This window comes from Nocardioides bigeumensis (genome assembly GCF_039531755.1).
GTDB classification, from domain to species: domain Bacteria; phylum Actinomycetota; class Actinomycetes; order Propionibacteriales; family Nocardioidaceae; genus Nocardioides; species Nocardioides bigeumensis.
On sequence record NZ_BAAAQQ010000002.1, the window covers coordinates 514,750 to 534,932 of the forward strand.

Consider the following 20,183-nt stretch of genomic DNA (forward strand, 5'->3'; position numbering starts at 1 on the left):
TTGGCTGGTGGCTGGCCAGCGGGAGGTCGACGCTCGCTTCGACGTCTCGGCGGGTGCCTGCTCGCCGGGGTGCACGCCCGGTTTGGCAACGCACGGCGGCCGCGGCCCCCGAGGGCCCGCTTGGGTGGCAGCCGTCGCGCTGATGCCGATTGCGGCGCTCTTCGTGGGATCTCAGACCGCCGCCGCAGGCCAGTCGCGCACGTGGGACGCCCCTCCTCACCGGTTTGGTCATCTACACCGCTTGGCAAACGCGGGTTCGATGGCTCGCGGCAGATGGCTGGTTTGGGTCGGGCAGCGGTCCTAGGGCCTGTACCTCTGGCACGCGGCGATCGCTTAGGTGGCGCACAACGTCGACGTCTCGTGGCGGATTCTCGCGCCGCTCGGCATCAGGTCGTCGTTTGCGTTGACGCTTCTGTCTTTACACCTGATCGAGGTCCCAGCTCTGCGTCTGAAGCGGCGCTTCGGGTGGGACCGGAGCGCGGTGGTGGCTTCCCAATTGACGCACCGCATCCGACACGTCGGGGATGTCGCAAGGAGCCTGGGTTTCCAAGCCGGGGGTCCCGAACAGCCGCGGTAACCAATCGACAACGGGCCACGTGACCCGGCTGCGGCCAGCGCACTGGGCGGCGCCGCCGATGCGCACCGGTACGGAAAGCGGCGCATGACGGAGAGGAGGGAACGATCGGCCGTGCTGAACTGCACAGTCACTCGACCGCAGACGGCGCAGGCTCAAGCGAGGGGCGAGGAGATCCCCCGTTTGGTGGCGAGCCTCGCCGCCTTCGCGTCGGTCCGGGCGTCCAACTTGGCGCAGAGCCGGTGGACGACCGCGGCCAGCAGTCCACCCGCGACGATGTCGATGACGTAGTGCTCGCCGAAGTAAACGAGCATCAAGGACATGAGGGTGGGGTAGACGAAAACCGCCGAGCGCCAAGGCGAGCGGATGCGGGAGAACAAGAAGAGCGCGATGAGGATGCTGGTACCTGCGTGGAGCGAGGGCATCGCGGCTACCTCGTTCGCGATCGGACCGTTGAGAACGTTGACGAACAAGGAGCCGACCCACTCCCACCCGCGACCGGGTAAGCGGTCGACGTGCGAGTCGAGGTAGCCCCATTCGTTGGCCAACCACGGCGGTGCCATTGGGTAGAGCACGTAGACAACCAGGCCGCTCGTGGTGAGGACCAGATATCGGCGGATCCACGCGACCCACTCACGCCGATCCTTGACCCAGAGCACAGCGGCCAGAACGAGAGCCGCGAAGTAGTGAGACACGTAGACACCGGTGAGAATCGCGTCGAACCACTTGCCGGCGTAGAGGTCCGCGCAGGTCGAACCGCATAGCCAGTCCTGCATTCGCACCGTCGGCAGCACCCCTCCGCCGAGCCATTCGTCGGCGACGATCGGCATCGTCACGTGGATCGGCATGCCCAAGCCGTCCGCGAGGCCACGGGTGTAGGTGTAGGTGAGGAGCATGGCCACCGGCAGCGCCCAGTCGCGTACGAACAACAAGTGCTCGCGCGGCGGGCGATGAATGTTCCATGCGATCGAGCCGAGCCAGAACCACAGCACTAGCAGCGGCAGGTCGATGGGGAAGCCGATGAGCACCCCTACGATGACGAAGGCCGCCGCGTAGAGCTCCATCGCGACGATGCGCACCAAGCGCGACTTCTTGGGGTCTTTTCCCTGGCCTTCGGGCGCGGCGACGACATCGTTCGCGTGGGTCGTCGCCATGGGGAAAGGCTAGGCGTCCCAGGGAGCCTCTGTGCGCGGTTGCGCGAATTTGGCGCTGACCAAACCATGGCCGCGCATGTCTGATTCGCGGACACGGGCTGCCGGGCCTGCTGTACTGCCGCGTGTGGTTGCCGCCATCGACCTAGCTGACTGGGCCCGCCTTGCATTGGCAGTCGCCGTGCTCTTCGGGATCGTTGTGCTGCCCGGTGTCGTTCTCGCGCGCTTGGCGCACTTGCCCACCGCGGACGCCTGGTTGGTGGGCGCCCCGGCGGGCGCTTCGGTCCTCATGGTTGCCGCGACCATTGCCCGGTTCGCCTCCATCGAATGGACACCGATCAAGGGGATGCTCGCCGGAGGTGCCGTGTGGGCCGTTGCGGCGGCTCTGCTCTGGGTGGTCGGAGGGCGCCGTCAGCTCGCCCCGGAGGAGCGTGTCGAGCACTCCAGCTCCGCTGAGGGCCTGCTCCTCGGGCTTTCGAGCGCCGCGCTCCTGGCTCTGGTAGTCATAGTCAGCGCGATGCGCGATCCAGGTGTGTTGCCGCAGACTCCCGACACCAACTTCCACCTCTTCGCGACGAAGTGGATGTCGGACGCAGGCACTGCGTCTGTTCTGGACGCGACCGGCGTCCGGTTGGACCCCGAGAACTACTACCCAGGCGGCTTCTTCTCCCTGTCTGCGACCGTGGGCGGGTGGCTCGGCGTTCCGCCCACCATTGCTGCCCACTCCGTCGTGCTGCTCTGCCTGATGTGGCTATGGCCGACGTCTTGCACGGCCCTGGCTCGTGCCGTGCTCGGGCCCAGCGCGGCTGTGTCCGCCCTCGCGGCTCCTGTCGCCCTCGTGTTCATGGCGTTCCCGTGGCGGATGCTCTCGTGGGGGGCTCTGTGGCCCGTTCTCCTGGCCACGAGCATGCTCCCCGCGCTTCTGGCGGTCCTGTGGAAGCTGTGGGAACCGTCCGAGCCGAGGCCGACATTGAGGACGACTCTCGTTCAGCTGGCGTTCGCGTCGCTCTTGCTCGTCAGCATGGTCCTTGCGCATACATCGGCTCTGTTCTCCGCTGTGCTCTTCGTCTTCTTCCTGGGCTTTGCCGCTCTGGTTGGACGTCGACAAGGGACAGCCCGGGTCCTCTTGACGGTAGCTGCCGCCGTCGTCCTGATCGGCGCGGTGTGGCTGTCTGGCGTCGTTCGTCCGCAGGGGATGTACCAGCGCGTCGACGACGCGTTGCCGTGGTCGGACGCCGTCCTCACGGCGCTTACGTTCGGGGCATCTCCACGGGTGGCTCTGCTCGCCTTCCCGGTTGTCGCGTTGGGCGCCGTTGTCCTGACAAGAAGACGCGGTGGCTGGTGGGTGCCCGGACTGCTGGCCGGGCTGTTGGCCACATACGTCTGCATGATCGTGGCCCCCGGGGCGATGTCGCTGCGCCTGACCTGGCCGTGGTTCCACGATCTGTTTCGGATCATCGGACTGGCGGTGATCCCGGGCGTGCTCTGTTTCCTGGCCGGCCTTCTTGAGCTAGGAAGGCACCTGCGCGCGCTGTGGATCCCTGTAGCGGGCATCACCGTGGTCCTTCTACTGCTGCCGGTGGTCGCCGTCATCCTGGACGAGTTCCGCAGTGTGCGGTCCGTGTACGACGCGAGTCCCGACCGGCAGTGGATCAGCGCCAGGCAGCTGACCGAACTCTCGAAGCTGGCAAAGTCCGTGCCTGATGGATCTGCCGTCATCGGGAACCCCTGGACCGGCTACCAATACATCTACCTGGCGACGGGGATCCCAGCAGTCATTCCTACGGAGAAGAACCTCCACGTCCCAGGTCTCGAACTGCTGGGCGAGCGGTTGACCGACATCGAGGAATCGGCCGAGGTCTGTGGTGCTGCCCACCGCCTTCACGTCGACTACGTCATCACCGGCGGTCCTGTGGTGTACGCCGCGGAGCCCGCCGACCTGACTCCGTACGTCGGAATCGACGCGGTCGCAGATGACAGCCGTTTTCCGGTTGTGGCGCGAGCCGGGGACCTTGCCCTGCACGAGGTACCTGCCTGTTCGCAATGACTTTCTGTTTGCCTCTCGGCGGGGGTTGTCGGTGGCCTCTGTCACGGTGCTCCCATGACGACACGGATCGATTGCGACACCTGCGTGGTGCGCGGCCTCGCCTGCCACGACTGCGTGGTCACCGTGCTGCTGGGGCCTCCCGAGGAGCTCACCTTCGACGACGACGAGGCACGCGCGCTCGACGCGCTCGCGGCCGGCGGGCTGCTGCCACCGCTGCGCATGGTCCGCCCGATGGCAGGCCCGGAGATCGAGTCGGCGTAGGTCTCGACTTCGCTCGACCACCGGGAGAGTCGCTCGACCACCGGGAGAGTCGCTCGACCACCGGGAGAGTCGCTCGACCACCGGGGGACTCGCTCGACCACCGGGGGACTCGCCCGACCACCGGGGGACTCGCCCGACCACCGGGAGAGTCGCTCGACCACCAGGAGAGTCGCTCGACCACCGGAAGGATCGCTCGACCACTGGGAGCAAACCGACGGACAATCAAGCGCTGGGGCGCGTGTGACGGAAGGGATCAGGAGCTCAAAGTAAAATCCCGCCCGCCCGACGAACCCCTGTCTTGGTGGGCGTGCCGAAACTTGGCGGCGTCCACACGTGACCATTAGTCTCTTCCGCGGTGCCTGTGGAAGTGGATCAGTCGGGATTCGCGCGGGCACCGCGCTCAATCCGGTAGCGCGTGGTCGGGGGACGATCGCGAGACCGGAGCCGGGGAACCACCAGTCCGAGAGATCGGGCACCTGGGGTGAACCACGTGCAAGGCGGCCGCGATCTTGATCGCGACCGAGGAGAACGTGCAGGGCAGGTCGTGCCCGAACCCGTCAGCTCACCCGGTAGGCGTAACGACTGAACAAGGGAGACCGTCCGCTCGTGACGCACGGCCGGAAGCGCCTCAGCACCGTCCTCACCGCGGCAGCTGCACTCGCCGCGACGCTCGCCATCAGCCTGGTGCCGATGTCGCCGACGTTCGCGGAGCCCGACATCGACGAGGTCCAGGGCCGCGTCGACCGCCTCTACCACCAGGCGGAGGAGGCGCAGGAGCGCTGGCACGACGCCAACCTCGAGCTCAGCGAGCTCAAGCGTGACCTCGCCGCCCTACAAGCCGACCAGCGTCGCCAAGAGGAGCAGCTGGAGCTGGTCCAGGACGAGGTCGAGCAGTCCGTGGTCCGCCAGTACGAGGGCGAGAGCCTGACCGCCGTCGGCGAGGTGGTGGTCTCCGACGACCCGAGCGCCCTGCTGGGCCAGCTCACCACCATGTCGGCCTACAACGACCTCCAGGCCGATCTCTTCGACGACTACGCCGTCGAGCTCAAGGCCCTCCAGATCCGCAAGCAGGCCACGTCCAAGCGGACCTCCGAGGTCGCCGCTGTCGAGGCTCAGATGGCCAAGGAGAAGAAGGCCGTCGACGCCAAGCTCGCCGAGGCCAAGGAGCTCCTGGCGCGGCTGAAGGAGGAGGAGCGCCAGGCGATCCTCTCCCGCGGCACCTCCCGCATCATCCCCTCCACCGTCCCGGCCTCGGGACGCGCCGCCGTCGCGGTACGCACCGCGCTGGCCCAGGTGGGCGACTCCTACGTCTACGGCGCGATGGGACCGGACGCCTTCGACTGCTCCGGGCTGACCATGTACGCCTGGGGCGCCGCCGGCGTCGGTCTCCCGCACTCGTCCAGCGCGCAGTTCGGCAGCGGGCCGCGCATCGCGGCGAGCGCGCTCCAGCCGGGCGACCTGGTCTTCTACTACTCGCCGATCAGCCACGTGGGCATGTACATCGGCAACGGCCTGATCGTGCACGCTGCCAACCCCGGCACCGACGTCGTGGTCTCCGGCCTCTACTCCATGCCGTACGTCGGCGCCGTCCGCCCTGGCTGATCGCGCCAGCATTCGACCCCGGCGCTGGCTGGGGCTGTTGGTGCTCGTCGTCGCGCTCGTCGCGACGGCGGTGGCCTGGACGAGCCTGCGCGACACGCCGTACGTCGCGCCGACCCCGGACGACCCAGCGCCCCGGCCGCTCACGACCGAGGCCGCCCGGACCCTGGACCGCCTCGCTTCCGCGCTGGAGGCGGGCGACGAGCAGGCGGCCGGTGACCTCGCCCCCGACGACGATGCTGAGGCTCAGGCGCTCCTGACAGCCCTGAGCGCCAACGCGCGAGAGCTTCGCCTCAGTGACGTCGACCTGCGCTACGTCGACGAGGAGGCTGTCGGCGAAGCCGGCGCCTGGGTCGCGAGCGTAGCCGCGCAATGGCAGCTGCCCGAGGACGAGCGGGTCACCGAGATGGAGATCCACGTGCGGCTGGTAGCCGCAGGCGCCGAGGTCCGGGTGCTCGGGTTTGCAGGCGGCGACGGCAGCCGCACCCCGGTCTGGCTCTCCGGGCCCGCACGCGTGCTGCGCTCCGACGACGTGCTGGTGATCGACCAAGCGGGGGAGGGGCGCCGCACGCTCCGGCTGGCCGCCCGCGCCCTGCCAGTCGTGCAGCGCGTGCTGCCCGACTGGCAAGGCCCGCTCGTCGTCGAGTCACCGGAGACCGGTGCCGGCCTCGACGCCGCGCTAGGCGTCGAGGGCGGCACCTTCGCGGACGTTGCCGCTGTGACGGACATCGTCGACGGCTCCACCGGTCCCGGCGCGCCGGAGCACGTGTTCGTGAACCCGCAGGTCATGGCTCGGCTGACCCCCGTCGGCGCCCAGGTCGTGATGAACCACGAGGCGGCGCACGTCGCGGTGGGAGCCGCAGACGCGGACCTCCCCCTGTGGCTGCTGGAGGGCTTCGCCGACTACGTCGCCCTCCGTGCCATCCGGCTGCCAGCGAGCACGACCGCCGCCCAGGTGGTGGCCGAGGTTCGCCGCGACGGCCTTCCCGACTCGTTGCCCTCGGACTCGGACTTCGAACCGACAGGAGCGCGTCTGGGGGCGGCGTACGAGGCGGCCTGGCTGGCGTGCGTGGTGATCGCCGAAGAGGCGGGAGAACCAGCGCTGGTCGACTTCTACCATGCCGTGGATGCAGGCGGAGACCTCGAGGCCGAGCTCGAGGGAGCCACCGGCCTCACGCTGGCAGCCCTGACCGGACGCTGGCAGGACCGACTGTCAGACTTGGCCGGGTGACGATCGGCCGCCTCCAGGGGACTCCCGACAGGACCCCCGGCAGGATTCAGAGCCCCGACCCAGCGCGGCGCACGTCCCTCGTCGTGTCCCTGGTCGGCCTGGCGGTCTTTGTCGGCCTCGTCGTCGCCCTGGTGCCCTGGGACCCGGCTGGGACGCCGTTGCGCGTCCCCTCGGCGTCGACCCTGCTCACCGCGGACGAGATCGCCCGGGCGGAGAGCTACAGCCGTGCCGCGCGGTGGACCGGCTGGGGCGCGTTGGCGATCTCCCTGGTCGCGGTGATCTGGCTGGCAGCGGTGCCACGTGGGCGTCGGCTCGCCAGCCGGATCCTGGAGCGGCTTCGTGGGCCCTGGTGGGTCCGCGTGGTGCTCGGCGTGCTGCTGATGACCGTCGCGGTCCGGGTGCTCACGTTGCCGTTCGCGGTGGTCACGCAGTCACGGCGCCACGACGTCGGGTTGTCGACGCAGAGCTGGCTCGGCTGGGCGCGCGACGTCGCGACCAACCTGCTGGTCGGAGTCGTCGTCACCTCGTTGGTCGTCCTGGTGCTCGTCGCCTGTGCGCGGCGATGGTCTCGGGCCTGGCCAGTGGTCGCCGGCAGCACGCTGGCCGGCGCTGTGCTGCTGGGCTCGTTCGTCTATCCCCTGGTGGTGGAGCCGCTCTTCAACTCGTTCACGTCACTGCCCGACGGCGACCTCCGCGCCCAGGTGCTGGCCATCGCGGACCGCGAGGGTGTGCCGGTCAGCGACGTGCTCGTCGCCGACGCGTCGCGGCGTACGACGACCTTGAACGCCTACGTGTCCGGCTTCGGCAGCACCCGCAGGGTGGTGCTCTACGACAACCTGGTGGACGACCTGCCGGAGGACGAGGCGCTGTCGGTCGTGGCGCACGAGCTCGCGCATGCCAAGCATCGTGACGTGCTGGTCGGCTCGGTGCTCGGGGCCGCCGGCGCGTTCATGGGCGTCGGCCTGCTCGGAATGGTCCTGTCCAGCGGCTTCGTACGCCGCAGGCTGGGCGTCACCCTCGCCGCAGGGGCGTTGGCCGTGCCTTTGCTGATCGCGCTGGTCGACCTCGGCTCGCTGATGGCGAGCCCGGTGCAGAACGGGATCAGCCGTCGGATCGAGATGCGGGCCGACGTGGACGCCCTGCGAGTGACCCGCGACCCGGATGCGTTCGTGGAGATGCAGCGCATGCTCGCTCGTCGCTCCCTGAGCGACCCGACCCCACCGGCGCTGTCACAGTGGTGGTTCGGGAGCCACCCGACGATGTTGGAGCGAGTGGCGCTCGCGCGTCGGTCGGGCAGCGTCAGGTAGCTGTTCGGTCGATCAGCAGGTGGTGCCGCGGGACGCCTGGATGTCGCCGCACGTGTCGGAGAAGAGGTGTTCCACCTGGCCACCGAAGGCGTAGACGACGATGACGATCAGAGCGGCGATGCCTGTGATGAGAAGGCCATATTCGACCGCGGAGGCACCACGCTCGGAGTGTTTCGCAACTCTCGCGAGCGCAAGCTCCCAGGTCAACTGGACGAGAGACATTGTGGCTCCCTAGATCGGGGGGAAGTCGGAAAAGCGCAAGTGGCCGCGGACCACGCGGTCCGCGGCCACTCGCAGTGTGTATGAAGTCAGCAGCTCTGGCCGGACGAGGCACCGATCGAGTTGCAGGTGTCGCTGAAGATGCCGCTCAGCGCGCCACCGAACAGGAAGACAACAGCAACGATGAGGGCCGCGATGCCGGCGATGAGCAGGCCGTACTCGACGGCGGACGCGCCGCGCTCGTCCATCTTGGCCTTCTGAGCGTCGATCATCATGCGCAGGTAGTCGATCATTTCGTGATTCTCCTTGAAGAGTTCCCCATGCGGAGGAGATGAACCAGGCGGCCAGGGTGGGTTCGCCTTGTGATGACAAGTGTGGCCGACCCAGTCGCTTCGCGGATCAGAATTCCGGTTCTTCCGGCGTAGTCATTTGTGACTACGGCGACGACATCCAGGGGTGGAGGACACCCCGGTCGGTCCTAGGCGGGTCAGCTGTGGGGCGGAGCGATGGTCGACAGCAGCCCGCGTCTCATGGCAGTGACCAGGGCCTGGGCCCTGTTGCTCGCGCCGAGCTTGGTGTAGATCTGCGCGATGTGCGACTTGACGGTCGAGTCGCTCATGTAGAGGCGCGACGCGATGCTGCTGGTGCCGAGGCCGTCGGCCAGGAGGACCAGGACCTCCATCTCGCGGTCCGACAGCCGGCTGGACGTGGTGTCGGTGCGACGCATCACGGCGCCGACCAGGCCGGTGCTCATGAAGCTGCGCGGCGATGCGATCGCGTGCCGGGCCGCCTGGACGACCTCCGTGGACGGCGCGTCCTTGCCCACGAAGGCGGAGGCGCCGGCCTCCATGGCGGCGAAGATCTGCTCGTCGCCCGAGTGCATCGTGACGATCACCAGCCCCGTGCTGGCGTGGCTGCGGCGCACGGCGCGGACGATGTCGAGCCCGGTGCCGTCCGGCAGCTGGAGGTCGGTCACGACGGCGTCCGGTGTGGTTCGCTCGAAGATGGCCAGCGCCTCGGCGACAGTCCCGGCCTGACCGACGACGTCGAAGCCGTGGGCCTCGAAGACGGTGGCCAGGCCGTGCCTGACCAGCTCGTGGTCGTCGACGATGAGGGCGCGTTGTTGGGCGGCAGAAGCCCCGGACGGTGCCTGTGTCTCGCTCATGGTGCCTCCATGGTGACCGATGAGGGTGCCGACGGGGTACCGGCACGCTCAGATGGAGTCGTAGAGGCGCCGATCTGAACCCGGACCATGGCCCCGCCGTCGTCGCCGTCGCGCACCTCGAGCTCGGCCCCGATGAGCCGGGCCCGCTCCTTCATGATGTTGAGACCGTGTGAGTCGCTGCGACCCCCTTGCAAGCCTCGACCGTTGTCAACCACGAGCAGCTCGACCTGCGGTGGGTCGACCCGGCAGCTCACGTCGATCTGGGTGGCACGCGCATGCTTGACCGCGTTGTTCATCGCCTCTTGGCCGATGCGCAGCAGCTCTGCCTCGACCTCGGGGCGCAGCCGAGTGGTCCGCTCGTCGACGGTGACCTGGATCGGGATGCCGGACACGTCGCTCAGGTGTCGGGCCAGTCGACCCAGTCCGGCGCCCAGGCTCTCGCTGGCACCGACCTGGGTGCGCAGCGTGAGCACCGAGCGTCGCACCTCGGCCACCACGCCGGAGATGCGCCGGCGCAGGTCCTGGAGCTGGGTGCGCTGCTCGTCAGAGGTGGCCTGCGCAGCCAGCGCGTCGACGGCGTAGCCGAGGTAGGCGATGTCCTGAGCCACCCCGTCATGCATCTCCCGGGCCCACCGGCCGCGCTCCTCGGCCGTCGCCTGGTGCTTCAGAGCGGCGAACAGCAGGGCGGTGTCGAGGCGGACCGAGGTCGAGACCAGCTGCTCGGGCAACCGGTACACCGCCTCGACGATGCCCACGCCCGTCGGGTCGAAGTCCTCCGAGAGGACGCCGGACACGACGGCGATGAGCTCGGCGTCGGCTACCAGCGGGAACGCGAACGAGCGACTCTGGAAGCGCACCCGCCCGTTGCCGACCACCTCCTCGGCGAGCATTGCCGTGGTGTCATCGACCGGTTCTCCCTCGGAGACCAAGGTAGTCAGGCCGCCCTCGTGGGGGACGTGCACAGCGAGGCCGACCGTCGGCACCACGTCGCGCACCTCGCCGAGGATCACGGCTCCGAGGCCGACGGCATCCAGGCCGGACGACAGGTTCTGAGACAGGTCGAGCAGCTCCTTGATGAGCGAGCGAGCCTCCCGGTACGACGCGAGGGGGTCGTCCTCCACCACCATCACCGAGTGCACGAAGCTGGCGACGAGGCCGAGACCGACCCCGGTCATCATCCAGCTGAACGCGTCGAGCATCTGGGCTTCGCTGACCGCTCCGCTGGAGACGGAGAGCCCCACCGCCACGAGCATCTGCGTCGAGACTGCGGCGGAGACTCCCCACAACCCGCGCCCCAGCCCGGCCACGAAAGGGACCACGACGAGAGCCCCCAGCAGCAGGGGAGAGCCCTGCAGCGCGATCATGCAGCAAGCCGCCACGACCCCGGCCTCGAGGACGGTGCGCAGGACGCTGCGCGGGACGGGGTCGAGAGAGGCGATCGCCCAGGCCACGACGAGGACGACCAGCCCGATGATGCCCTGGTCGGTCGGCTTGAGGGCGAGCGGGAGCGCCAGTCCGAGGATGGCAAAGACCCTGGCCCCGATCGCGACGCGACGCAGGGTCTCGGGCACGGGTCAGCGGCCTCCGACGTTGTCGATGATGCTGAGCACAGCCGGACCCATGACTGCGATGAAGAGACAGGGCAGGATGAAGAAGATCAGCGGGATGGTGATCTTGACCGGCACTTGCTGCGCCTTCTCCTCCGCACGCTGGCGGCGCTTGACCCGCATCTCGCTCGACTGCACCCGGAGCACCTGGGCGATGGGGATGCCGAAGGAGTCTGCCTGGACCATCGCGCTCACGAAGCTGCGCAGGTCTGGCAGGTTGGTGCGGTCGGCCATCGCGCGGAGAGCCTCACCGCGACCTTGACCGATCTGCATCTCGCGCAGGACCCGCGCGAACTCGTCGGCGAGGGGGCCCTCGGTGTTGCGGGCCACCTGCTGCACGGCCGCGTCGAAGCCGAGTCCCGACTCCACGCTGATCGTCAAAAGGTCGATCGCGTCCGGCAGCTCCTTGAGCAGCCGGGACGAGCGGTCGTAGGCCTTTTGGTAGAGGTAGAGGTTGGGCGCGAAGAAGCCGATGGCGACGCCGGCAAGGACAAAGCCGATCCGGGTACCCAACGCCGAGGCGAAGACGGCTGCGCCGAGAGCACCGGCGACCAGACCGACGATGGCGCCGAGCACCTTTCCGCCAACGACGCGGTCCACGGTCCACCCTGGGGGGTTCCCGGCGAGGTCGAGCTTGTGCCGAATCCTGGTGGCGGAGTCGGCACCGCTCAGTCGCCGACCGAGGCCTGTGAGTCGCTCGACCAGGGGGGCGATGACGCGGTCGGAGAACGGCCGGTCCAGCTCTTCGGTGAGCTCCTTCGGGGCGTTGGTCATCGCCTCCAGCACCGCTAGCGAGCGGACCACGCCCGTGGCCTCACTCTGGCTGCGCGTCGCCATAGCGAGCATGCCGAGCGCCATCCCCACGAGGAGCACGCCGAGCACAAAGAGCATGAGCATCAGACCTCCACCTTGACGAGCTTGCTCATCGTGAACGATCCCAGGGCCAGCAGCACCCCGGCGCCGCCGAGCATCAACCAGCCGAGGGGCTGGGTGAACATCGGCCACACGTAGTCCCGCTTGGTGAGCAACAGGTAGATCATGAACAGCACGGGCAGGGCGCTCAGCACCCACGCCGAGAGCTTGCCCTCCGCGGCCAGCGCCGCTACCTGACGGCGGATGTATTGGCGCTCGCGCATCGTGTCGGCCACCGTGTTGAGCAGCTCGGCCAGGTTGCCACCCACCTCTCGCTGGATCTTGATCGCCATGACGACCCAGCCGAAGTCCTTGCTCTGGAACCGGTCGCTGATGCCCTCGAGGGCGTCCTCGAGCGACACGCCGAGGCGGGTCTCGACGAGCACCCGCTTGAACTCGCTGGCGACGGGTTCGGTGCCCTCGCGCACGATGGTGTCGACCGACTGGGCGAGGGAGAGTCCCGCTTGGAGCGACCCCGCCATGAGCTGCAAGGTGTCGGGCAGCGCCTCGTTGAAGGCCTTGAGGCGACGACGCTTGCGGAAGCCCAGCCAGAGCCACGGCAGCACCGCTCCGAGGGCGAGGAACAACATGCCCAGGACGATGCTGCCACCGCCGATGAGCACGCCCAGGGCCCCGCTGACGACGACGATGGCGGAGTGGAGAAGCAGCCACTCCGCCGACTTCACGTGACTTCCCGCTGCTTCGAGCCGTTTGGCGATCCGGCCCTCCAGGCCTGCGTTGCGCTTGAGCATCTCGGCTGCGGCGATGGTCGCCTGGGAGAGCGCCTGCTCGCGGCTCGGCTTGTTGTCGACGGCGGCACGGCGGTTCTCGCCCATGGCGCTGCGCGCCACGACGGCTTCGGTCGAAAGCGTGCCCTGACTGCCAGGGACGACTGCCAGGAGCACAACGAGCATGCCGATCCCCACCATGCCGACAGCGACGTACATCGACCAGCTGGGCAGGGTAATGCCTTTGGAGCGCTCGAAGACCTGCTCGACTACCTCGGTCTGCGGATCTGCGATGGTGGTGAACGCACTGGCCGTCAGGGTCTCGGTCCCGACGGGGAGCGACACCGCGACCTCAGCCTCGGTGGCCAGGACGGACTCAGGGATCGTGGCCTTCACGAGCACCTGGCTCGCGAGGGCTTCCGCCTGGTTGGAGAAGGCTTGTCGCAAGGCGTCCAGGTTGGCACTGATGACCTCGCCGTTGCCGGCGGTCGCCATCGACTGGAGGGCTTCCAGCGCGGGACCGTCCTGCGCGATCGCCACGACGTCCACGAGGACCTCGGACTCCCCGATGGCCGCGGTGACGTCGGCGATGTCGGTCTCCGACGTGTCGGCGCCGTCAGACAGCACGAGCACGGAGCGCTGGCCCTCATCGCCGGTCAGGGCAACCGCTTCGAGGACACCGTCATAGAGGAAGGTCTTCTTGGCGAGGGTGAGCTCGTCGAGGACCGTCCTCGCGGCGCCGCGGTCTGTCGTTGGAGCGAGGGCCGTCGCCACCTCGGAGTCGAAGGTGACGATGCCGACGTTGACGTCCTCGGGAACCTCGTCGAGGAACGTGCGGGCGGCCGCCTTGGCCGCGGCGAACCGTTCACCCTTCATCGAGTTGCTGGTGTCGATCGCCAGCACGGTCGTACGCCGGATGTCGATGGTCGATTCCGTCAGAGAAGCTGTCGACTGGGTCTGCTCGCCGTCCACCGTGACGCTGACGCCCTCGAGGTCCACGGTCACGTTCGGTGGCACGGAGACGAGCAGCTGAAGGGCGCCGTCCTCCACCCCGACGTAGGAGATGGTCGCCTTCCCGCTCTCCTCGGTCGCACCCGTTCCCGACGTCGCACCCATGAGGACCATGAGGGAACCGACGGCGGCCACGAGCAGCCCGCGGGCTGCGCGTCCGGCAGAGCGAACCATCAGAATCGGTCCTCGGCGAAGATCATCGGGTCCACGGTCACGTTGGAGTAGGCCATCTTCTCCAAGAACTTGGGACGCAGGCCGGTCGGCCGCAGCGTGCCCTGTGAGCGGCCCTCGCGGTCGAAGCCTGCACCGTGGTCGTAGGCGAAGATGTCTTGGAGGGTGATCACGTCACCCTCCATCCGCTCCACCTCGGTGATGTGCGTGATGCGCCGGGCGCCGTCCTTGAAGCGGGTCTGGTGGACGACCAGGTCGACGGCCGAGGCGACCTGCTCACGGATGGCGCGGATCGGCAGGTCCATGCCCGCCATCAGCACCATCGTCTCCAGGCGGGCGAGCGTGTCACGCGGGCCGTTGGAGTGGAGGGTACAGATCGAGCCGTCGTGACCGGTGTTCATCGCCTGGAGCATGTCGAGCGCGGAGGCGTCGCGAACCTCACCGACGACGATGCGGTCGGGGCGCATGCGGAGGCTGTTCTTCACCAGGTCGCGGATCGTGACGGCGCCCTTGCCCTCGATGTTGGACGGGCGCGACTCGAGCCGCACCACGTGCTCCTGCTTGAGCTGGAGCTCGGCCGCGTCCTCGATGGTGACGATGCGCTCGTCGCCGGGGATCCAGTCGGAGAGGACGTTGAGCGTCGTCGTCTTTCCGGCGCCCGTGCTCCCGGACACGATGATGTTGAGGCGGCCGCGCACGCACGCGTCGAGGAACTCGGCCGTGCGCTCGCTGATGCTGCCGAAGCGGACCAGGTCGCGCCAGGTGAGAGGGTCCTTGGAGAACTTGCGGATGGTCAGCGACGAGCCGTCGATGGCCAGCGGCGGGATGACGGCGTTCACACGGGAGCCGTCAGGGAGCCGGGCGTCCACCATCGGGCTGGACTCGTCGACGCGTCGACCGATCCTGGACACGATCTTGTCGATCGTGCGGCGCAGGTGCGCCTCGGAGCCGAAGCGGGCCTCCGCCTGCATCAGCTGACCGTTCTTCTCGAGGAAGACCATGTCCGGACCGTTGACCATGACCTCGGAGACGTCGGGGTCGCGAAGGAAGATGTCGATGGGTCCGTAGCCCAGGATGTCGTCGCTGATCTCCTGGATGACGCGAGCCCGGTCGACGGTGCTGAGCGGACGATCGGACGCCGCCAGCACGTCCTGCAGCGTCGCGCGGACCCGGGACTCCAGGTCGGCCTGCTCCATGTCGGCGTCGTAGAGCTGCGGGCCGAGCTCGTTGAGCAGCTCGGTGTGGACCTGCGCCTTGATCTCCTCGATCTTGTCCGTCTGGGTCTTGGCGGCACCGGTCAGGCGGCGGCCGGAGCCGCGCTGCTCGTCCTGCGTGCTGCCGTTGGACCCACCAGAGCTGGCGGCCCTCCGGGCAGCCAGGTCCTGGCCCCCGGCGGGCGCCGCTGCGGCAGCCTGGTGCGTGGGCATGGGGGCCGGCGCGTCGGTCGCGTCTGCGTCGGTGGGGGCGTCGCCGTTCTGCTCACGGGCCGCCGCGGCGAGTCGGTCTCTCAAGCTTGACATGGCTACTTGCGCCTCCTGAAGCGACGGGCGTTCTTGTCCTGCTCGACGCCTTCATCCTTGGTGGGAACGGCGCCCACAGGGGCGTCGGGCTCGTCGATCAGGCCCTGGGCGAGCTGGCGGAAGATCTCGCTCGCCTGGTGCTCGGGGTTGGCGATGACGATCGGCTTGCCTGCGTTGGTCGACGCGGCGATGTCCAGCGACGACGCGATGCTCGCCGCGATCTCCATGCCGAGGATGGTCTCCACCTTGCTGGCACTGATGCCCACGGCCTCGTCGGCGCGGTTGAGCAGCAGGTGCCGGCGGTCCAGCGCGATGCTCAGGGCGTCCATCGTCTCGAGCGCCACCTTGACGTTCTTGAGCGTCGGCACGTCCAGCGTCGCCACGATGATGCACTCGTCGACCTCGTCGAGCGCTGTCAGCGTCTGCTCGTCGAAGTTGGGCGCGGTGTCGACGACCACGAAGTCGAACTGCTGCTGGAGGGTGCGCAGCATCCGGGACACCAGGGCCGGGGTGACCCGGTCACGCGCATCCGGCATGGACGGCGCGGCCAGGACCATGAGCGAGTCGGCGTGCCGCGTGAGCAGCGGGTCGACGATGGACGCGTCGAGCGCGTTCTCCGCACCGATGGCGTGCTCGATCGAGTGGGACGGGAAGAGCTGCATGGTGATCGCGACGTCGCCGAAAGCGAGGTCGAGGTCGACCAGGCAGACCTGCCGGGCACCCTTGTCGGCCAGCGCCAGGGCGAGGTTCACCGACACCGTGGTCTTGCCGACGCCGCCCTTCGGGGAGAAGACCGCCACGATCTTGCCGTGCCGGCTGGCGCCGGTCGGTCCACGCAACGCGATGTAGAGCTGGTAGGCCCGCTCGATCGCCGAGGACAGCGCCAGGGTGTCGCCCTCGACGACGACCTCACGCATGCCGGCGTGCATCGCCTTGGTCAGGATCTCGGTGTCGACCTGCTCGCGCACCAGCACGGTGCTCGTGGTCGGTCGCTCGATCCGAAGGCCCTCGGCCACCTCCAGCGCCTGGCCGAGGGGTACGCCGGGTCCGAGGACCACGACGTACTCCTCCGACCGGTTGCGCAGCCACGACATGAGCGCGTCCGTCGAGTCCACGCTGTGGCCACCGGGCGGCAGCGTGGCGCGAAGCTTCTCGACGACCGTCAGGTCAGGGTCGACGACGATGGGCACTCTGCATCATTCCTCGGAGTTGAACAGGTTGGCGGCGTTGGCACCCGGGTTCGGGCCGATCTCGCTGTCCTCGTTGAGCAGGGCGAAGCTGAGCTCGCCGGCGGTCTGCGCGAACATCACCCTCTGAGCGTCGCCCTGAGGCAGGGTGAGCGTCAGGATGGTGCGCGGCAGGTTCTCCGTCTGCGTCGCGCCTTCCTCCGTCGTCGTCGTGGTGGTGATCGGCGTCGTGGAACCCACACCGATGACGGTAACGCGGGGAAGCAGCAGGCGGGTGAAGCCTTGGCCGGTGGCTGCGTCCGCGCCGTTGAGGAAGATGGCGACCTCGGAGCCGGGGTTGACGAAGCCCGCGACGCGGGCCGTGTCGCTCAAGCTCACCGAGATGGCGATGTCGCCCTCCGCGATCGGGAGCGCGACGCTCTCGGACGCGCCGCCGAACTTGCTGGAGATGACCTGCTCGCCCGGGTAGATGGTGGTGACCGCCACCTTGCCCGACAGCGTGCTGGTGCTCGCCAGTGCGTCAGGCAGGACCTGGTTGGCGGGGACGGCCTGCAGCTGGATCTTGCCAGCGGCCGCTGCGTCCTCGATGGTCTCACCCTGTTCGATCGTGGTCACGACCTTCAGGACGTCGCGATTGTCGAACTCGGCCTCGGCCCGGAGGTCGGCCCCACGCACGTAGAGGAAGACGAGAACGGCGCCGAGGGCCGCGACGATGGCGGCGGCGGCGAGGAGGATCTTGCGTCGGTCCATGGTGGGCTTGGGGTTCCTTTCGGACTCTGAGTCGAGCGCCCGGAACGTGCGCCCTCCCCGTAGCCGCCCGAGGAGTGTCCATGGGGGCCACCGAGGGGAGTCGACCCGCGGTCTGGGACTCAACTTTTATAGCGTCGCCCTCTTTGCTTTCGTGGCGCTTTGATGATTTTGGCCATGGTCTCCAAAGTAAAGACAACTCGGATCGGACTGAGGTCTAGACCTGGCTCGTCGGGACCGCGCGAAACGGCCCACGACGCCCCTAAGAGAGGTAGAGAGCGGCGATCTCGGCCCGCGCCTCCCGCAGCACGACGTTGCGCTTGAGCTTGAGGCTGGGGGTGAGCTGACCACCCTCCTCGGTCCAGTCATGAGGCAGCACCACGAACTTGCGGATCGACTCAGCCTTGGAGACCGCGGCGTTCGCCTCGTCGACAGCCGCCTGGATCTCGGCCAGGAGCGCGGGGTCCTTGGCCAGATCGGCCACCCTCGCCTGGTGGCCGGACCTGCCGTGGCTGGAGGCCCACTGGGCCACGGACTCCTCGTCGAGCGTCACCAACGCCGCGATGAAGGGCTGTCCGTCGCCGACCACCAGGCACTGGGAGACCAGGGGGTGGGCACGCACGCGGTCCTCGAGGACGGCGGGGGCGACGTTCTTGCCGCCGGCAGTCACCAGGATCTCCTTCTTGCGCCCGGTCACGCGCACGTAGCCCTCGTCGTCCACCTCGCCGAGGTCGCCGCTGCGGAACCAGCCCTCCCTGTCGAGCGCCTCGGCGGTTGCCGCCTCGTCGCCCCAGTAGCCCGCGAAGACCTGGCCGCCGCGGAAGAGCAGCTCGCCGTCGTCGTCGACGCGCACGGTCGTACCGGGCAGCGGCCGTCCGACCGTGCCGATCTTGATCGCGTCGGGGAGGTTCACGGTCAAGGCGGCCGTCGTCTCGGTGAGGCCGTAGCCCTCCAGGACGGTGAGGCCGACGCCGCGGTAGAAGTGCGCGAGCCGGTCACCGAGCGGAGCGCCGCCGGAGATGGCGTAGCGGCAGCGGCCGCCGAAGGCGTCGCGCAGTCGTCCGTAGACCATCCGGGAGAAGGCCGCATGCTGGGCTCGTACGGCGGCGGCTGCCGGCGCCCCCAGGAGCCGGCGACGCAACGGGCCGGCCGGGGCGTCCTGGGCCCGCGACCTGGTGATCGCCACGTCAGTGGCCCGGTCGAAGAGCGCCCCCCGGCCGTCGGCGGTCGCACGTTGCGACGCCGTCGTGAACACCTTCTCGAACACTCGCGGGACGCCCAGCACGAACGTCGGGCGGAAGCTCGCGAGGTCGGCGGTCAGCGTCTTGATGTCGGAGGAGTGGCCGAGCGGCACCCGCGCCTTGATGCAGCCGACCTGGATGATCCGGGCGAAGACGTGCGCCAGGGGCAGGAAGAGCAGCGTCGCGGCCCCCTCACCGTCGGTGCCGGCCATGGCACCGTCCGGAGCCGGCGCCGCGCCGGCGGGGGAGAACAACTCGTGCAGCTCCGGCACCGCGACGCCGAGCTCGAACATGAAGTTGCCGTGGGTGAGCATGCAGCCCTTGGGTCGACCGGTCGTGCCCGAGGTGTAGATGAGGGTGGCCAGGTCCAAGGGCGTGGCGGCGGTACGGCGCGCCTCGAGCTCGTCGTCGGCGATGTCGCCGCCCAGACGCGAGAGCACGTCCACGGCGTTGTCCTCGAGGGACCAGACGTGGCGCAGGTCGTGCAGACCGGAGCGCACAGCTGCCACGCGGGCGGTGTGGACCGGCTTTTCTGCCACGATCGCGACCGCACCCGAGTCACGGAGGATCCACTCGACCTGCTCGGCCGACGAGGTCTCGTAGATCGGCACCGTCACCGCTCCGGCGAACCAGATGGCGTAGTCGACCAGCGTCCACTCGTAGCGCGTGCGTGACAGCAGGGCCACGCGGTCGCCGGCAAGCACCCCAGCCGCGACCATCCCCTTGGCGACGGCGCGGACCTCGTCGAGGAACGTCCGGGCCGTGACGTCGACCCATTCCGCACTGTTCCCGTCGCCCGCACCCTCGCCCACATCTTTGCCAGGGCGGCGGCGCAGTGCGACGGCGTCGGGGGCCTGATCGGCGTTTCTCACGACGTCGTCCGTGAGGTTGCCGGTCCGGGGGACCTCGACGGTGAGGGGGGCGGCGAACTCGCGCACGGGCGCAGGCTACCGCCGGGTCGCGGCACCGCTCGCAGGGCGCTCCCGCGCGAGGGGGCGGGGGGTGGGTTCGGGTACGCTCCGAGCGCCCCGCCAGACCCTGGTGGGCGACCCCGGAGGTGGTGACCGCAGTGGCCGAGCAGACGTCGTCCTCGATCGTCGTCGACGCGCCCTCGGCCGAGGTGATGGAGGTCATCGGCGACTTCCCGGCATACCCGCTGTGGGCCAAGGGCGTGAAGCGGGCGGAGGTGCGGTCCGAGACCGACGGGTGGGCCGACGAGGTGTTCTTCGTGCTCGACGTGGCCCCAATCAAGGACGAGTACACGCTGGCCTACGAGTGGGACGGCTACGACGAGGTGACCTGGTCGCTCGTCGAGGGCAAGGTCCTCACCAGCATGGACGGCGCCTACACGCTGCGTGACCTCGGCAATGGGTCGACCGAGGTGACCTACCGGCTGGCGCTGGACCTTTCCATCCCCCTGATCGGGATGATCAAGCGCAAGGGCGAGAAGATGATCATCGACACCGCGCTGAAGGGTCTCAAGAAGCGCGTCGAATCACGCTAAG

17 protein-coding genes and 1 riboswitch are annotated in these 20,183 nt (G+C 68.8%); of the genes, 6 read left to right on the forward strand and 11 right to left on the reverse strand.

All coding sequences use genetic code 11. The features are described from left to right. Positions 1-729: 729 nt before the first annotated feature. Positions 730-1,728 (reverse strand): phosphatase PAP2 family protein, encoded by a 999-nt coding sequence (locus ABD295_RS03745; RefSeq protein WP_344302275.1) that lies wholly within the window; start codon positions 1,726-1,728, stop codon positions 730-732. A gap of 124 nt (positions 1,729-1,852) precedes the next feature. Between ABD295_RS03745 and ABD295_RS03750 the strand changes: the two genes are divergently transcribed. From ABD295_RS03750 to ABD295_RS03770, 5 genes are all read left to right on the forward strand, one after another. Then, positions 1,853-3,772, forward strand: a complete 1,920-nt coding sequence (locus tag ABD295_RS03750) for a DUF6541 family protein (protein ID WP_344302276.1) — start codon at positions 1,853-1,855, stop codon at positions 3,770-3,772. A 54-nt stretch (positions 3,773-3,826) separates the two neighbouring features. Then, complete coding sequence (locus ABD295_RS03755) at positions 3,827-4,033, forward strand: hypothetical protein (RefSeq protein ID WP_344302277.1); 207 nt, start codon at positions 3,827-3,829, stop codon at positions 4,031-4,033. Positions 4,034-4,420: 387 nt separating this feature from the next. Further along, positions 4,421-4,623, forward strand: a riboswitch (cyclic di-AMP (ydaO/yuaA leader). A gap of 16 nt (positions 4,624-4,639) precedes the next feature. Further along, positions 4,640-5,635 carry a C40 family peptidase gene (locus tag ABD295_RS03760; protein ID WP_344302278.1) on the forward strand — a complete coding sequence of 332 codons (996 nt, stop codon included), beginning with the start codon at positions 4,640-4,642 and terminating at the stop codon, positions 5,633-5,635. A 37-nt stretch (positions 5,636-5,672) separates the two neighbouring features. Next, complete coding sequence (locus ABD295_RS03765) at positions 5,673-6,863, forward strand: hypothetical protein (protein ID WP_344302279.1); 1,191 nt, start codon at positions 5,673-5,675, stop codon at positions 6,861-6,863. Beyond that, the gene (locus ABD295_RS03770) at positions 6,860-8,170 is read left to right on the forward strand and encodes a M48 family metallopeptidase (RefSeq protein ID WP_344302280.1); all 1,311 of its coding nucleotides are present in this window, start codon (positions 6,860-6,862) and stop codon (positions 8,168-8,170) included. Before ABD295_RS03765 ends, ABD295_RS03770 begins: the two co-directional genes overlap by 4 nt. A gap of 12 nt (positions 8,171-8,182) precedes the next feature. Here the strand turns inward: ABD295_RS03770 and ABD295_RS03775 are convergent, their stop codons facing one another. The 10 genes from ABD295_RS03775 to ABD295_RS03820 form a co-directional block, all read right to left on the reverse strand. Beyond that, positions 8,183-8,392 carry a Flp family type IVb pilin gene (locus ABD295_RS03775; protein ID WP_344302281.1) on the reverse strand — a complete coding sequence of 70 codons (210 nt, stop codon included), beginning with the start codon at positions 8,390-8,392 and terminating at the stop codon, positions 8,183-8,185. 86 nt (positions 8,393-8,478) lie between these two features. Next, positions 8,479-8,682 (reverse strand): Flp family type IVb pilin, encoded by a 204-nt coding sequence (locus tag ABD295_RS03780; RefSeq protein WP_344302282.1) that lies wholly within the window; start codon positions 8,680-8,682, stop codon positions 8,479-8,481. A gap of 194 nt (positions 8,683-8,876) precedes the next feature. Continuing rightward, positions 8,877-9,554 carry a response regulator gene (locus ABD295_RS03785; RefSeq protein WP_344302284.1) on the reverse strand — a complete coding sequence of 226 codons (678 nt, stop codon included), beginning with the start codon at positions 9,552-9,554 and terminating at the stop codon, positions 8,877-8,879. Next, positions 9,551-11,125, reverse strand: a complete 1,575-nt coding sequence (locus ABD295_RS03790; RefSeq protein WP_344302285.1) for a sensor histidine kinase — start codon at positions 11,123-11,125, stop codon at positions 9,551-9,553. The genes ABD295_RS03785 and ABD295_RS03790 overlap by 4 nt, the downstream gene beginning before the upstream one ends. Before the next feature lie 3 nt (positions 11,126-11,128). After that, on the reverse strand, positions 11,129-12,058 hold the full coding sequence (locus ABD295_RS03795) for a type II secretion system F family protein (protein ID WP_344302287.1): 930 nt from the start codon (positions 12,056-12,058) through the stop codon (positions 11,129-11,131). Then, positions 12,058-13,986 (reverse strand): type II secretion system F family protein, encoded by a 1,929-nt coding sequence (locus ABD295_RS03800; RefSeq protein WP_344302289.1) that lies wholly within the window; start codon positions 13,984-13,986, stop codon positions 12,058-12,060. Before ABD295_RS03800 ends, ABD295_RS03795 begins: the two co-directional genes overlap by 1 nt. Further along, positions 13,986-15,494 (reverse strand): TadA family conjugal transfer-associated ATPase, encoded by a 1,509-nt coding sequence (locus tag ABD295_RS03805; RefSeq protein ID WP_344302290.1) that lies wholly within the window; start codon positions 15,492-15,494, stop codon positions 13,986-13,988. The genes ABD295_RS03800 and ABD295_RS03805 overlap by 1 nt, the downstream gene beginning before the upstream one ends. Positions 15,495-15,505: 11 nt before the next feature. Further along, positions 15,506-16,693, reverse strand: a complete 1,188-nt coding sequence (locus tag ABD295_RS03810; RefSeq protein ID WP_344302291.1) for a CpaE/TadZ family protein — start codon at positions 16,691-16,693, stop codon at positions 15,506-15,508. A gap of 6 nt (positions 16,694-16,699) precedes the next feature. Continuing rightward, positions 16,700-17,440, reverse strand: a complete 741-nt coding sequence (cpaB, locus tag ABD295_RS03815; protein ID WP_344302292.1) for a Flp pilus assembly protein CpaB — start codon at positions 17,438-17,440, stop codon at positions 16,700-16,702. A gap of 259 nt (positions 17,441-17,699) precedes the next feature. Next, complete coding sequence (locus tag ABD295_RS03820; protein WP_344302293.1) at positions 17,700-19,616, reverse strand: AMP-dependent synthetase/ligase; 1,917 nt, start codon at positions 19,614-19,616, stop codon at positions 17,700-17,702. A 122-nt stretch (positions 19,617-19,738) separates the two neighbouring features. Between ABD295_RS03820 and ABD295_RS03825 the strand changes: the two genes are divergently transcribed. Next, complete coding sequence (locus tag ABD295_RS03825; protein ID WP_344302294.1) at positions 19,739-20,182, forward strand: SRPBCC family protein; 444 nt, start codon at positions 19,739-19,741, stop codon at positions 20,180-20,182. The last annotated feature ends 1 nt before the right edge of the window (position 20,183 follow it).

Bases quoted from the DNA above. Each gene is read 5' to 3' on its own strand.
- ABD295_RS03755 (WP_344302277.1), top strand. From the start codon at position 3,827: ATGACGACACGGATCGATTGCGACACCTGCGTGGTGCGCGGCCTCGCC.
- ABD295_RS03780 (WP_344302282.1), bottom strand. From the start codon at position 8,682: ATGATCGACTACCTGCGCATGATGATCGACGCTCAGAAGGCCAAGATG.
- ABD295_RS03775 (WP_344302281.1), bottom strand. From the start codon at position 8,392: ATGTCTCTCGTCCAGTTGACCTGGGAGCTTGCGCTCGCGAGAGTTGCG.
- ABD295_RS03800 (WP_344302289.1), bottom strand. From the start codon at position 13,986: ATGGTTCGCTCTGCCGGACGCGCAGCCCGCGGGCTGCTCGTGGCCGCC.
- ABD295_RS03785 (WP_344302284.1), bottom strand. From the start codon at position 9,554: ATGAGCGAGACACAGGCACCGTCCGGGGCTTCTGCCGCCCAACAACGC.
- ABD295_RS03795 (WP_344302287.1), bottom strand. From the start codon at position 12,058: ATGCTCATGCTCTTTGTGCTCGGCGTGCTCCTCGTGGGGATGGCGCTC.
- cpaB (WP_344302292.1), bottom strand. From the start codon at position 17,440: ATGGACCGACGCAAGATCCTCCTCGCCGCCGCCGCCATCGTCGCGGCC.
- ABD295_RS03745 (WP_344302275.1), bottom strand. From the start codon at position 1,728: ATGGCGACGACCCACGCGAACGATGTCGTCGCCGCGCCCGAAGGCCAG.